13 protein-coding genes and 1 pseudogene are annotated in these 12,057 nt (G+C 62.9%); 6 read left to right on the forward strand and 8 right to left on the reverse strand.

Annotated features, from left to right (window positions below):
* Positions 1-208: 208 nt before the first annotated feature.
* Together NI18_RS03725 and NI18_RS03730 are read right to left on the reverse strand one after the other, a co-directional pair.
* The gene (locus NI18_RS03725; RefSeq protein ID WP_037528209.1) at positions 209-1,063 is read right to left on the reverse strand and encodes an SDR family oxidoreductase; all 855 of its coding nucleotides are present in this window, start codon (positions 1,061-1,063) and stop codon (positions 209-211) included.
* Between the two features lie 29 nt (positions 1,064-1,092).
* On the reverse strand, positions 1,093-1,932 hold the full coding sequence (locus tag NI18_RS03730; RefSeq protein ID WP_306286221.1) for a class III extradiol ring-cleavage dioxygenase: 840 nt from the start codon (positions 1,930-1,932) through the stop codon (positions 1,093-1,095).
* A gap of 87 nt (positions 1,933-2,019) precedes the next feature.
* Between NI18_RS03730 and NI18_RS03735 the strand changes: the two genes are divergently transcribed.
* Entirely contained in the window at positions 2,020-2,928 is a 909-nt protein-coding gene (locus NI18_RS03735) for a LysR family transcriptional regulator (RefSeq protein ID WP_037528212.1), read from the forward strand.
* Between the two features lie 227 nt (positions 2,929-3,155).
* Here the strand turns inward: NI18_RS03735 and NI18_RS03740 are convergent, their stop codons facing one another.
* Together NI18_RS03740 and NI18_RS03745 are read right to left on the reverse strand one after the other, a co-directional pair.
* On the reverse strand, positions 3,156-4,172 hold the full coding sequence (locus NI18_RS03740; protein WP_037528214.1) for a zinc-binding alcohol dehydrogenase family protein: 1,017 nt from the start codon (positions 4,170-4,172) through the stop codon (positions 3,156-3,158).
* Between the two features lie 84 nt (positions 4,173-4,256).
* Positions 4,257-5,192: a LysR family transcriptional regulator gene (locus NI18_RS03745; RefSeq protein ID WP_037528216.1), complete on the reverse strand. Its 936-nt coding sequence runs from the start codon at positions 5,190-5,192 to the stop codon at positions 4,257-4,259.
* Between the two features lie 113 nt (positions 5,193-5,305).
* Between NI18_RS03745 and NI18_RS03750 the strand changes: the two genes are divergently transcribed.
* From NI18_RS03750 to NI18_RS03775, 5 genes are all read left to right on the forward strand, one after another.
* The gene (locus tag NI18_RS03750) at positions 5,306-6,100 is read left to right on the forward strand and encodes a type 1 glutamine amidotransferase domain-containing protein (RefSeq protein ID WP_037528301.1); all 795 of its coding nucleotides are present in this window, start codon (positions 5,306-5,308) and stop codon (positions 6,098-6,100) included.
* Positions 6,101-6,171: 71 nt separating this feature from the next.
* Positions 6,172-6,468: a putative quinol monooxygenase gene (locus NI18_RS03755; RefSeq protein WP_037528217.1), complete on the forward strand. Its 297-nt coding sequence runs from the start codon at positions 6,172-6,174 to the stop codon at positions 6,466-6,468.
* Between the two features lie 10 nt (positions 6,469-6,478).
* Positions 6,479-6,658: a hypothetical protein gene (locus NI18_RS03760; RefSeq protein WP_037528219.1), complete on the forward strand. Its 180-nt coding sequence runs from the start codon at positions 6,479-6,481 to the stop codon at positions 6,656-6,658.
* A gap of 18 nt (positions 6,659-6,676) precedes the next feature.
* Positions 6,677-7,417 carry an SDR family oxidoreductase gene (locus NI18_RS03765; RefSeq protein WP_037528221.1) on the forward strand — a complete coding sequence of 247 codons (741 nt, stop codon included), beginning with the start codon at positions 6,677-6,679 and terminating at the stop codon, positions 7,415-7,417.
* 742 nt (positions 7,418-8,159) lie between these two features.
* Positions 8,160-8,453: an antibiotic biosynthesis monooxygenase gene (locus NI18_RS03775; RefSeq protein WP_037528225.1), complete on the forward strand. Its 294-nt coding sequence runs from the start codon at positions 8,160-8,162 to the stop codon at positions 8,451-8,453.
* 193 nt (positions 8,454-8,646) lie between these two features.
* Here the strand turns inward: NI18_RS03775 and NI18_RS26425 are convergent.
* The 4 genes and pseudogenes from NI18_RS26425 to NI18_RS03790 form a co-directional block, all read right to left on the reverse strand.
* A pseudogene (locus NI18_RS26425) lies at positions 8,647-8,907 on the reverse strand (transposase); the annotation flags it as partial.
* Between the two features lie 11 nt (positions 8,908-8,918).
* Positions 8,919-10,028: an S-(hydroxymethyl)glutathione dehydrogenase/class III alcohol dehydrogenase gene (locus tag NI18_RS03780; protein ID WP_037528303.1), complete on the reverse strand. Its 1,110-nt coding sequence runs from the start codon at positions 10,026-10,028 to the stop codon at positions 8,919-8,921.
* A 415-nt stretch (positions 10,029-10,443) separates the two neighbouring features.
* Positions 10,444-10,734: a metal/formaldehyde-sensitive transcriptional repressor gene (locus NI18_RS22990; RefSeq protein ID WP_084215022.1), complete on the reverse strand. Its 291-nt coding sequence runs from the start codon at positions 10,732-10,734 to the stop codon at positions 10,444-10,446.
* Between the two features lie 284 nt (positions 10,735-11,018).
* Positions 11,019-12,008: a zinc-dependent alcohol dehydrogenase family protein gene (locus NI18_RS03790; RefSeq protein ID WP_037528229.1), complete on the reverse strand. Its 990-nt coding sequence runs from the start codon at positions 12,006-12,008 to the stop codon at positions 11,019-11,021.
* Positions 12,009-12,057 lie beyond the last annotated feature (49 nt).

Genomic DNA, 12,057 nt, shown 5'->3' on the forward strand with positions numbered 1-12,057 from the left:
CTCGCGCTTGAGGTTGGCGACAGCCTCTTAGGTACGACTCTCGGCGCGCCCATTCAAGACGACGATTGACCCGGCTGCCGCCAATATCTTAGCGAGCGCAAAGCCGATCCCGGCGGTCGAACCGGTCACGAGCGCGTCTTGCCGGAAAGGTCGATGTTCTGAGCTACCTTCCAGGGATAACCTTCGCCGGTCGGGTTTGTTCGTAAAGTCAGCCCTGCGCGGTGAGTTGCGCCCGCACGGCATCGGCCAGCGGTGTCGTCGGACGCCCGATCAGCTTCGAGAGCTGATGGCCGTCATCGAACAACGCGCCCTTCGAGGCATCGACGTCCCACGCGGCAAGCCCTTCAGCAAAGCCGTCGGGCAGGCCGACCTGCCTCAGGATCGCGGCATAATCTGCCTGCGGCAGATCGCGGTACGGGATGTCGCAACCCGTCTGGCGTGAGATCTCGGCGGCAAGGTCGGCGAGCATCACCGCGTCGTCACCGGCCAGCTCATAGGTCTTGCCCTCATGGCCGGCGCTGGTCAGCACGATGGCTGCGGCTTGGGCATAATCAGCGCGGGTCGCGAGCGACAGGCGTCCCTCGCCAGCGCTGCCGACGAGCGCACCATTCTCCAGGGCTGCGGGAATCGAGCCGGTGTAGTTCTCGGTGTACCAGCCATTGCGCAGGAGGGTCGTCGGGATACCGGAGGACGCCAGCAGCGCTTCGGTCGCGCGATGCTCCTCGCCCAGACTGATCGGCGAGCGGTCGGCATGCAGCAGGCTGGTATAGACGATACGCTTGATGCCTGCCTGCTTGGCGGCCTCGATGACGTTGCGGTGCTGCGGCTCGCGCTGCCCGACCTCGCTCGATGAGATCAGGAGCAGCGTGTCGACCCCGGCCAGCGCCGGAGCGAGCGTCTCGGGCTGCGCGTAATCGAAAGCGCGTGCCTCGACGCCCAGATCGCTGGCCTTTTCGGGCGAGCGCACCAGCGCCACGATCGGCTCGCCGGTCGATTTGCGCTTCAGGCTTTCGATGACGAGGCGGCCAAGCTGGCCGGTCGCGCCGGTGACGGCGATAGTCATGACAATTCTCCTTCGGTGACGCGGTAAGATTAGTTGAAACGGAAGCCCGAAATGGCGGTCGACAGGACTTCCTCGGCATAGACCCGGGCGCCTTCGCCCTCGGTCGCACCGGCTGCGACCATCAGGGGCAGCAGATGCTCCTCCTTGGCCGGGGGATGGGCGAACCGTGCCGAGGGCGCATCGGCCCAGCGCGCCAGGCGCTCGGCCCGCTGCGGGCCGTCGAGTTCCATGCTTTCGGCCAGCCACTGGTCGAACGCTTGCGAGCCGGGCGTCGAGCGCGGGTCGCCATAGGCGCGCATGTTGTGAAAGCTCATGCCCGAGCCGAGGATCAGCACGCCCTCCTCACGCAGCGACGCAAGGGCGCGGCCCGCAGCGACATGGAGGGCCGGGTCCAGCCCCCGCTCGACGGACATCTCGATCAGCGGAATGTCCGCATCCGGAAAAGCCACTTTGAGGGGGACGAACACGCCGTGATCTAGGCCCCGCTTCGCGTCGACAGTCGAGGGGATACCCGCATCCTTGAGCAAGGCCGCGGCACGAGCGGCGAGCGCGGGTGCGCCTGGCACGTCGTAGCGCAGCTGATAGGTATGGGGCGGGAAGTTGTAATAGTCGTAGATCAGTTCGGGCCGTTCGGCGCCGGTGAAGGCGAAGCCGTCCGTCTCCCAATGTCCCGAGACGACGAGGATGGCCTTGGGCTTCTCGGCGAGCGTGTTCGGCAGGTTGCGCAGGAACGCTTCCATACCGATCCACACGCCGCGCGGATCGTCCATGAAGAAGCAGGGGCCGCCGCCATGCGGGATGAAGTAGGTGGGCTGGACGCTCATGGTCATACACTCCGGTGCAGGCGCCGCGGAGGCGGCCTGGATCATCGATCTGTTGGCCGGAATATGTGCCCGCTATCGCGCAATGATAATCGCTCGCGTAGAAGGATCAGCTTCAACCACGGGTAGGAAGTCATGGCGGATCGGTTGACGGGTATGGACGTATTCGTGCGGGCGATCAGGCTCGGTGGCATCTCTGCTGCCGCCCGTGATCTGCACATGTCGCCTGCGATGGCGGCCAAGCACCTCGACGCCCTTGAAGCGCGGCTTTGCACAACGCTGGTCCAGCGCTCGACGCGTCGACTGTCGCTGACCGAGGCGGGCGCTGACTATTTCGAGAAGGCCGAACGTATCCTGATGGAGATCGGTGAAGCCGAGGCGGAGGCATCGTCGCGATCGATCACCGCGCGGGGACTGCTGCGCGTCAGTGCGCCCGCCACCTTCGGCGTCCTGCACCTTGCCTCGCTCGTCCCTACATTCTCCGCGCGTCATTCCGAGGTGACGATCGAACTGGGCTTCAACGATCGCTACGTCGACCTGCTGGAAGAGCGATGGGATGTGGCCGTGAGGATCGGGCGCCTTGCCGACAGTGCGCTTGTTGCCCGCAAGCTCGTGGCGATGCGCGTCGTGCTGTGTGCCGCCCCCGCCTACCTGGAGCGGCGCGGAACGCCCACCCGCCTGGCCGATCTTGGCGATCACGATTGCCTCGGCCACACCAACGCGTCGCTTGCAGGAACGACATCGTGGGCGTTCGGCAAAGACGGGACGATCAAAGTGCCGATCTCAGGATCGATGTGTTCCGACAATGGCGAGGCCTTGGTTCGCGCTGCCATCGCGGGCCAAGGGCTGGTTTATGGGCCACGCTTTATTGCGGCAGAGGCGCTTCGCGCCGGCCAATTGAGCGAGCTTGAGCTGGACGAGCCGCCTATGATGCTGGGAGCGGCATATGCCATCACACACCCGACGCGGCGCCCCGCCGCCAAGACGCGGGCGTGGATTGACTTCTTAGCCGAAGCACTCCCCGCTCTTGGCACCGATTGGTGAGAGGCCGAGCTAGCAGACGTCCCGAGTTTTCACCCGAGGACCGCGTCTGCTATCTCAAAACATCATGGTCTTTTATGATTGTAGATATCAGTGACCCAGCGAAAGCGACGCCCACAACCGCACATGGCTGGCATCGATAACGCCGAGGCTTGGTCCCTTTCAGTTGGTGCAGCGGGGGCCGCGGGCGCCGCGGGCGCGGCGGACGTTGCGGGTGAGCGTGAACCGCATCACTGCCAACCCTCGATGACGATCTTGCCGCGTGCGGTAGTGCTCTCAAGCGCCTGGTGCGCGCGCTTGAGGTTCGCGGCGTTGATGGGGGAGAACCGTTCGGTGAGGGTGGTGCGCACCTCCCCGGCGTCCACGAGGCTGGCGATGGCCGACAGGGTCTGACCCTGCGTTTCCATATCAGCGGTCTCGAACATGGACCTGGTGAACATAAACTCCCAGTGGGTCGACACCGACTTGCGTTTGAACGGTACGACATCGAGCGTCTTGGGGTCGTCGATGAGCGCAAAACGTCCCTGCGGGGCGATCAGCTCGGCGATCTGCTCGATATGCTCGTCGGTGTGCGTGGTCGAGAAGACGAAAGCCGGCGCGCCAATGCCCAAATTCGCCACTTGCCGAGCCAGCGGCTGGCGATGATCGATGACATGGTGCGCACCGAGCTCGCCCACCCAGGCCTGCGTTTCAGGGCGCGAGGCTGTCGCAATGACGATCAGCTCGGGTACTTGGCGAGCAAGCTGGATTGCCATCGAGCCTACCCCGCCGGCACCCCCGACAATCAACAGCGCATGTGCTGCACCGGCTACAGGAGTACGCACGGACAATCGCTCGAAGAGGGCCTCCCACGCGGTGATCGCCGTCAGCGGCAACGCCGCTGCCTCTGCCCAATCGAGGCTGGCCGGCTTCTTCCCGACAATGCGCTCGTCGACCAAGTGCAACTCGGCGTTGGTCCCATCGCGGCCGATGCTGCCCGCGTAGAACACCTCGTCGCCCGGTTCGAAGCCGCGCACTTCAGGGCCAACAGCGCGAACGACACCGGCGGCATCCCAACCCAGGACACGCCAATCACCGTGGATCGAACCCGAGCCAACGCGCACCTTCGTGTCAACCGGGTTTACCGAGACAGCCTTGACCTCGACGAGGAGATCACGGCCGGTAGCGTTGGGATCGGGAAGTTCGATATCGACGAGAGCTTCCGTGCGATCGATCGTTCCGGGCTGCTGGTAGCCGATTGCGCGCATGATAATTCCTATTGTCAGGGGCTATATAGCGAATTTTGTCGCGTACGGGATACGCACAAGCGACGTCGCGGTTCGACATCGTCCTCAGGCTGGCGACGGCGTGGCTGCCGCTGCCGTCTTCCCCTTGAGATCGGTGATAACCTCGCCGATTAGTGCCCGCAGCCAGCGATGCGCGGGGTCGTGCCGATAGCGGACGTGCCACGCCATCTCAACGGGAAAGCTGCCGAGGTCGACCGGGGCCGGCAGGATCTTCAGCCGGGGGTCGTGCATCAGCCGCCTGCAGATGAGTGAGGGTAGGATGGCGCAGTAGTCGGTCACCGCCACCATCTCGGCTACCGCGAAGAAGTTGGTCACCGAGATCGCGACGTTGCGCTTCAGCTGCTGATGCGCCAGCGCCTGGAACAGCCCGGCGCGCATCCGTCCGGGCGGCACGATGTTGACGTGCTTCATTGCCTCGAACTGCTCGCGCGTCATGGCATCGCCGACGTCCGGATGGTCGGCGCGGACGGCGCAGGCGAGCCCTTCGTCCATCAGGTGCTGGACGACGAGGTTGTCAGGCGGGTCGACGATGCGGCCCAGCACGAGCGCCGTCATGCCCGACACGACGCCCGTCTCAACGAGATCGTTGCCGTAGGGGGTCAGGCGGAGCTTGATGCCAGGCGCGACCTTCTCCAGGCGCGCCACGACAGCGGGGACCAGGACGAACTCGACATAGCCGTTCGGCGCGATGGTGAAGAGCCGTTCGGCCTGTGCGGGATCGAAGGCCTGCTGACCGAGGATCGCGTCGTCGAGCTGCGCGAGTGCCTCGGCGATCAGCGGCGAGAGTTCAAGCGCGATCGGGGTCGGCTGGATGCCGTAGCGCTCGCGGACGAACAGTTGGTCCTGAAGCATCAGTCGCAGACGCGACAGGGCGTTAGACAGGGCGGGCTGTGTCATGCCCATGCGCTCGGCGGCGCGCGTGACGCTGCGCTCCTCCATCAACGCGACGAAGATCGGCAGCAGGTTCAGATCGTAGCGCATGCAGTCATCCTGTTAGCATTATATCTGAAATCAAAAAAATAAACTTCTGGAATATGTCAACGACGCCCATTTCCCATCCATCGGCGACGGGCGCCGCGAACATGGAGGTTCAGATGAGCAAGGGACAGGTTCTCGTTCTTGGATCGAACGCGACGCAGATCGGTCTGCGTGGCGGCGGTACCGCGACGGTCGGTCAGTATCTCAACGAGACGGCAGTCCCTGCGCTGGCTCTGCTCGACGCCGGCTATGATATCGTTCTCGCCACGCCCAATGGGGCTAAGCCGCACATCGACGCCGTCTCCGTTTCGGTTGATCATTTTGGTGGCGATGAGACGGCATTCCAGCGAGCCAAGGACTTTTTTGCCAGCCATCCGGCGATGAACGACGTCCGCAGCTTGCGCTCTGTCATCGAGGGCGGCCTGGACGGCTTCGTCGGAGTGTTCGTGCCGGGCGGCCACGCTCCCGTCGTCGACCTGATGCAAGACCACGACGCGGGCACGATCCTCCGTCACTTTCACACGGCGGCCAAGCCGACCGCGCTCCTCTGCCACGGACCGGTAGCCGTTGTCGCTACGCTCGACGATGCTCCGGCCTTCCGCAAGGCGCTGGAGGAAGGCGATGACGCCGGGGCGGCCGACCTGGCGCGAGACTGGATCTACTCAGGCTACCGCATGACCGTCTTCTCGGCGAATGAGGAGAAGATCGCTGAGGAGCAAGTGCTGAAGGGCGAGCTCTTTTTCGACATGGAAAAGGCGCTGCGGTCGGCCGGTGGCGACGTCTCGGTCACTGACAAGAACTTCGCTTCGAATGTCGTCGTGGACCGGGAGCTGATCACGGGTCAGAATCCGGCGTCGGACCAGGCCATGGCCGACGCTTTGATCGAAGCCCTCGATCACGCCGCTGCGTGAGTACCAGGATGACGGGCGGGGCGCTCAGGATGCGCCCCGCTTCGCATATAACCATGACAAGGAACGGTGCCATGACAGCCAACGTGAAGATCGTCGCCGTGCTCACCGCCCGTGCGGATACCGTCGACCGCCTGCACGCTCTGCTCGACGCCATGTTAAAGCCGAGCCGTGCCGAGCCGGGCAATTTGCGCTACGATCTCTGGCAGGACCAGAGCGATCCGAACCGCTTCGTCCTCGACGAGCTGTACGCGGACGCGGATGCGGTTGCCGCCCACCGCGCGACGCCCCACTTCCAGAACTACCTCTCTCAGATCGGCGATCTGGCCGAGCGCGGCGCGTTCGTCCTCAACCCCGTCTCCGCGACCTGAGGGTGCTGCCATGGGCAAGCTTAAAGAATGGGTGGGGTCGGCGCTGCTGGCACAACCGTTCTACGTAGAGGAGCTGCGGATGATCGGCCTGTTGGCACCTGCGCTTTGCCTAGGCTTTATGGGCCTCGTTTATCCACGCGGCGGCTACCGCTGGCGCGGGGCCGCGATCCAGCGGAAAATCAACATCTGAAATCAAGGACACACAGTCATGACCAAAGGTATCGAAGGCAAGGTTGTTCTCATCACCGGCGGCAGCACCGGTATCGGCGCGGAAACCGCGCGGCTTCTCGCTGAACGCGGCGCCAAGGTGGCCATCGCCGCCCGTCGCAAGGACAGGCTCGACGAGGTTGTCGCGGACATCGCCTCAAGCGGCGGCACGGCACGTAGCTACGCGCTCGACGTCACCGACAAGTCGGCGGTCCAGTCCGTCGTCGCCGCGATCATCGCCGACTTCGGTCGCCTCGACGTGCTGATCAACAACGCCGGGCTGATGCCGATCCGTCCGATGGCCGAGGTCAACACCGACGAGTGGGACCAGATGATCGACGTCAATCTGAAGGGTACGCTTTACGGCATCGCGGCGGCCCTTCCCGGCTTTCTCGAGCAGGGCAGCGGCCACATCATCAACCTGAGCTCGGTTGCGGGCATCAAGGTCTTCGCACCAGGCGGCACGGTCTACTCCGGCACCAAGTTCGCCGTCAGCGCGATCAGCGAGGGGCTTCGCCAGGAGGTGGGCGAAAAGGTCCGTGTCACGTCTATCGAGCCCGGAGCCGTCGAAAGCGACTTGAAGTTCACGACGTCGGGCACGGCTGCCGAGACGGTACTCGACTTCTATAAACAGGCCATCCCTGCGGCGTCGGTGGCGCGTGCTATCGCGTTCGCTGTCGAACAGCCTGATGACGTCGACATCAACGCGATCGTCATCCGGCCGACCGCACAGCAGTTCTGACGATGGAGTGGAGGCGGAGCGGTGTGTGCTCCGCCTTCGTTACGTCAGTCAATCACACCGCCGTTCAGCTAAAATTGCGGCGTCGCGACAAACGTGCTGACGATGGTGTATCTCACACTTCAAATTAGTCCTTGGTCGGCGCAGCGAGCCTTCCGGAAAGCAGCCCATTTCATGCCGAACGCGAACCCTATCGATGGGGCGGCTCAACCCGATACGGACGCTGGCTTCCGCCAGCGTCCGCATGGACATGATAGCGCCAAGGACGATCCTTCCCCATCAACGCCGTCCGAGGGTCCTGCAGTGGGCAGCCCCCCTTGGAGCGATCCGGGAGCAGCGCCAGAGCTTGCAGGTAACAAGCCGGCCGGCGGGGTGGATGCTGACCATCCGCACCTTTTTCATCTGGCCGAAGCGCCTGCCAATGTATTTGACGGCGGGGGTCTGCAAGGCGGACACGAGCACAATTGGCCAATCCTGAAGGGGCAGCAGGGGGCGTGCTACATCGCTCGCCTAGCGCCTGGCGGCATACGCGAACCGCATTGTCACCCCTACGCTTGGGAGATGAACTTCGTCCTTCAGGGTCGCGTTCGCTGGACCGTCGTGGGGCCGAACTCGGCGCAAGACGGTCCATTTGAGGCCACGAAGGGAGACTTGATCTTCGCGCGTGCCCGCTGGGCAACGTTTGCACCCTCTCGTTCGTTATTTAGACAACTAATACCTAGTCATTTATCTTAAGGAGTTGGTCATGCCCAAACTTGCGCTGTACGTGCCACTGAAGGCCAAGCCCGGAAAGGAGAGCGAAGTCGCGGATTTCTTGACCTCGGCGCTACCGCTCGTTCAAGCCGAACCCGGTACCCTGACTTGGTATGCGATCCAGGAAGGCCCCGGTGCGTACGCGATCTTCGATACGTTCGACACAGAGCAAGATCGGCAGGCGCATCTTGACGGCAAGGTTGCCGCCGCACTGATGGACAAGGCCGATGAGCTGTTCTCCGAACCGCCGCAGATCCATAAGTTCACTCTACTGGCAGCTAAATAGCAAAGTGCTCGACACCGTTTCGTCGGGCTTGGCTGAACGGTGAGATACGCCTGCCATTCGGGATGAACGGGCCGGCTTTGGACTTCAGTCAGAAGGACCACGACAGGCCATCCGCTGTAGTGGATGGCCTGTCTTTTGCGTTTTATCCTGCTTTTGATGCTGCTGCTGATGACGTGCTCCCCGTTGTTACCGCTCAGACGTAGAGTCCACATGGTTCATGGCTGGTGGTTGAGGACATACCAATTGGTCCGGGGCATGCCGGACCAAGTTGGTCGGCGATCTGGGTGTGGGTACGCCCGCCGAGTTGTGAGGCCGACCTGACGGTGTTGTAGTCCTGCCGCCAAGCAGCCAGCACGGCCTTGGCGTGAGCCAGCGAGGTGAACAGCGTATCGTTGAGGCATTCGTCGCGCAGGCGGCCGTTGAAGCTCTCAACGAAAGCGTTCTGGGTCGGCTTGGATCGGCCGGTCAGTAGTGGATAACCGTGCGGATCGACTTTCCTTCGAGCATCAGTTCGAACGCCTCGTTGATTTCCTCTAAACCCATGGTGTGGGTAACGAACGGGGCCAGATCTATATCGCCTCTCATGGCGTCCTCGACCATGCCGGGGAGCTGTGTACGTCCCTTGACGCCGCCGAAAGCGGACCCCTTCCAGACGCGGCCCGTAACGAGCTGGAATGGACGGGTGGAGATCTCTTCGCCCGCGCCGGCAACGCCAATCACGATCGACTGACCCCAGCCACGGTGCGCTGATTCAAGCGCGGCGCGCATGACGTGGACGTTGCCGATGCACTCGAAGGTATGATCAATGCCCCAGCCCGTCATCTCGATCAGCACTTGCTGGATGGGCTTGTCATGGTCCTTGGGGTTGATGCACTCGGTCGCACCGAATTGGCGTGCCAGCTCGAACTTGGACGGATTGGTGTCGATGGCGATGATGCGTCCCGCCTTCGCCTGGCGCGCACCCTGAATTGCCGCGAGGCCGATGCCGCCCAGGCCGAACACTGCGACCGAGTCTCCGGGCTGGACCTTGGCGGTATTGTGGACTGCGCCGATGCCGGTCGTGACGCCGCAGCCGAGCAGGCAGACATGTTCGGGGTTTGCCTCAGGATTGATCTTGGCGAGCGAGACTTCGGCGACGACAGTATATTCACTGAAGGTTGAACAGCCCATGTAATGATAGAGGGGCTGGCCATTGTACGAAAAGCGGGTGGTGCCATCGGGCATCAAGCCCTTGCCCTGCGTTTCGCGGACAGCGACGCACAGGTTGGTCTTGCCCGACACGCAGAAATCGCACTTGCCGCATTCGGCGGTGTAGAGCGGAATCACGTGATCGCCCGGCCTGACGCTCGTGACGCCCTCACCGACCTCGACAACGATACCCGCACCCTCGTGGCCTAGAACCACAGGGAAAACGCCCTCCGGATCATTACCCGCCAGCGTGTACGCATCGGTGTGGCACACGCCGGTGTGCGTCACCCGGATGAGCACTTCGCCCTTCCGGGGTGGGGCGACATCAATCTCGACGATTTCGAGTGGCTTGCCCGCCTCGAAGGCTACAGCGGCGCGAGATTTCATGTTGGGATACCCTCGTTGATTGAAACCGATTGCCGGTGCGAGGCCGTTGCGCCATTGGAAATTCGTCGACGCTCTCATACTGGCAGGGAGTATATTTTTCATACTCCCTGCCAGTATACAAGGGGTATCCGAGTAAGGATGTCAAACCAGAGAAGGCATGTAGGGGTAGCTTCGCTTCGCAGGCCTCCACCTCTGTGTCGCCACAGCCTGCGACCCGCCCATCGATCTTGAAGGGTCCATCGATCCTGACGCCCTGGAAAAACGCCGGAGAAGACGCTCGCGCTCGCTACGCCGACAACAAAGTCGAGGGACGGAACGCCAAAAGGCTGCACTCTGGTGAACGGCACCGGGTAGCAAGACACGAGGCTTTCGCTCTAACTGCGGAAGAGCAGGGGCAAGAAGATCGCTGATGTCGTTACTTAAGATATGTACGCAGAATCTTCATTACGCCCTCCACCTTGTCATCGTGATTGCCGTTCTCGCTTTTGACGGCCGGATCTGCACCGGCACCGAATGTTTCCCTAAGGTGACTCTCCATAACTTCTGCCATCAGTCCATTTGTCGCGCCTCGCATGGCTACAATTTGCTGCAGCAGGGGGGTGCAATCGGCCCCGGCTTCGATCGCGCGTTCCAAAGCGTCCGCCTGGCCCTTGATACGCCGCAAGCGTGTGATGGCTCGTTTCTTGTCCTCTGGTGAATGTGGCATCGCGCTTTCTCAAGAAATCGCTTCAGCATACTATACAGGGGGGGAGTTTCAATCCTGTCCAGAGACTGGCGCTTCTTTAATCAAGCGAGGTTCCCCGGCCATTTTCAAAATGCGCCCTCTCCGATCGGGCAGGCATAGCCGCCACGTTACCCTAAGACAGGTCTGGTACGCGGAGGAGGAGCGGTCATGCTTTCAAGCCTGCGCCACAGCGACGGCATAGGCGCTGAGGGTCCGATCCTGTGTCCGGGAGGGGGAGCCATCGCTCGCTCCCCCAGGTTTGCCGGTCAGACCGTAACGACTACCTTGCCGATCTGGTCATTCGATTCGAGGAAGCGGTGTGCGTCTTGGATGGCGTCGAGCGAGAAGGTGCGCGCGATCCGCGGCTTGAGCGCGCCCGATTCCAGTCCCGCCACAATGAACGCCTTGGCGCGATCGAGCGCGGCGTCGTCCGAGACGATCTCGCTGTAGAGATAACCCTTGAGCGTGAGGCTCTTGCCCAGCACGGAGAACAACGGGAACGGCGTCGGCTCGCCGCTGAGCGCGCCATATTCAAGCAGAATGCCGCCGCGCGCCATGCTCGCGGTCAGCGGCTCGAACGACGGGCCTCCGACCGGGTCGAGCACCACGCGCGCACCTGCACCATCGGTTATCTCCATCACCTTTGCTACCAGATCCTCTTCCCCGGTCGCGACGACATGATGTGCACCGGCATCAATCAGGGCCTGGCGCTTGGCGCCGGTACGCGTCGTCGCGATCACCGTCGCGCCGACCATCCGCGCAATCTGGAAGGCAGCAAGACCGACGCTGCTGGAAGCAGCGGTGACGATGACGAAATCGCCCTCGCCGAGCTTCGCCTGCTCCACCAGCGCACCCCAAGCGGTGACATACTGCATCCACACGGCCGCCGCTTCCTCGAACGAAAGCGCCGCCGGATGCTTGACGACGAGGCGGGCAGGCACGTTGGCGACCTCGCCATAGGTGCCCCAGCGCGCGATATCGAGCGGGGGGATGAGGCTGACGGCTTCGCCTTCCGCAAACCCGGTCACGTCCGCGCCGACCGTGCCGACAATACCGGCAGCCTCGTAGCCGAGGCGGCTCGGGAACTCGGCTTCCTGAAGGTAGGCATGGTTGCGGAACATCACTTCGGCGCGGTTTATGCCTATCGCCTTGACAGCGATCTGCACCTCGTCGGCCGCGGGCGCGCGCACTGCCACATCTTCAATCTTGAGGACGCTGGCGTCGCCATATTCGTGGATCCGAACGATGCGGCTCATGGACCATTCCTTGATTATTGAACGACCGTTCTGTATCGGTGTCAGTGAC

The sequence above is a fragment of the Sphingomonas sp. Ant20 genome, from assembly GCF_000783375.1.
GTDB classification, from domain to species: Bacteria; Pseudomonadota; Alphaproteobacteria; order Sphingomonadales; family Sphingomonadaceae; genus Sphingomonas; species Sphingomonas aerolata.

Excerpts from the sequence above, each read along its gene's own strand:
- NI18_RS03725 (WP_037528209.1), bottom strand. The coding sequence starts at position 1,063 with ATGACTATCGCCGTCACCGGCGCGACCGGCCAGCTTGGCCGCCTCGTC.
- NI18_RS03730 (WP_306286221.1), bottom strand. The coding sequence starts at position 1,932 with ATGATCCAGGCCGCCTCCGCGGCGCCTGCACCGGAGTGTATGACCATG.
- NI18_RS03735 (WP_037528212.1), top strand. The coding sequence starts at position 2,020 with ATGGCGGATCGGTTGACGGGTATGGACGTATTCGTGCGGGCGATCAGG.
- NI18_RS03740 (WP_037528214.1), bottom strand. The coding sequence starts at position 4,172 with ATGCGCGCAATCGGCTACCAGCAGCCCGGAACGATCGATCGCACGGAA.
- NI18_RS03745 (WP_037528216.1), bottom strand. The coding sequence starts at position 5,192 with ATGCGCTACGATCTGAACCTGCTGCCGATCTTCGTCGCGTTGATGGAG.
- NI18_RS03750 (WP_037528301.1), top strand. The coding sequence starts at position 5,306 with ATGAGCAAGGGACAGGTTCTCGTTCTTGGATCGAACGCGACGCAGATC.
- NI18_RS03755 (WP_037528217.1), top strand. The coding sequence starts at position 6,172 with ATGACAGCCAACGTGAAGATCGTCGCCGTGCTCACCGCCCGTGCGGAT.
- NI18_RS03760 (WP_037528219.1), top strand. The coding sequence starts at position 6,479 with ATGGGCAAGCTTAAAGAATGGGTGGGGTCGGCGCTGCTGGCACAACCG.
- NI18_RS03765 (WP_037528221.1), top strand. The coding sequence starts at position 6,677 with ATGACCAAAGGTATCGAAGGCAAGGTTGTTCTCATCACCGGCGGCAGC.
- NI18_RS03775 (WP_037528225.1), top strand. The coding sequence starts at position 8,160 with ATGCCCAAACTTGCGCTGTACGTGCCACTGAAGGCCAAGCCCGGAAAG.
- NI18_RS03780 (WP_037528303.1), bottom strand. The coding sequence starts at position 10,028 with ATGAAATCTCGCGCCGCTGTAGCCTTCGAGGCGGGCAAGCCACTCGAA.
- NI18_RS22990 (WP_084215022.1), bottom strand. The coding sequence starts at position 10,734 with ATGCCACATTCACCAGAGGACAAGAAACGAGCCATCACACGCTTGCGG.
- NI18_RS03790 (WP_037528229.1), bottom strand. The coding sequence starts at position 12,008 with ATGAGCCGCATCGTTCGGATCCACGAATATGGCGACGCCAGCGTCCTC.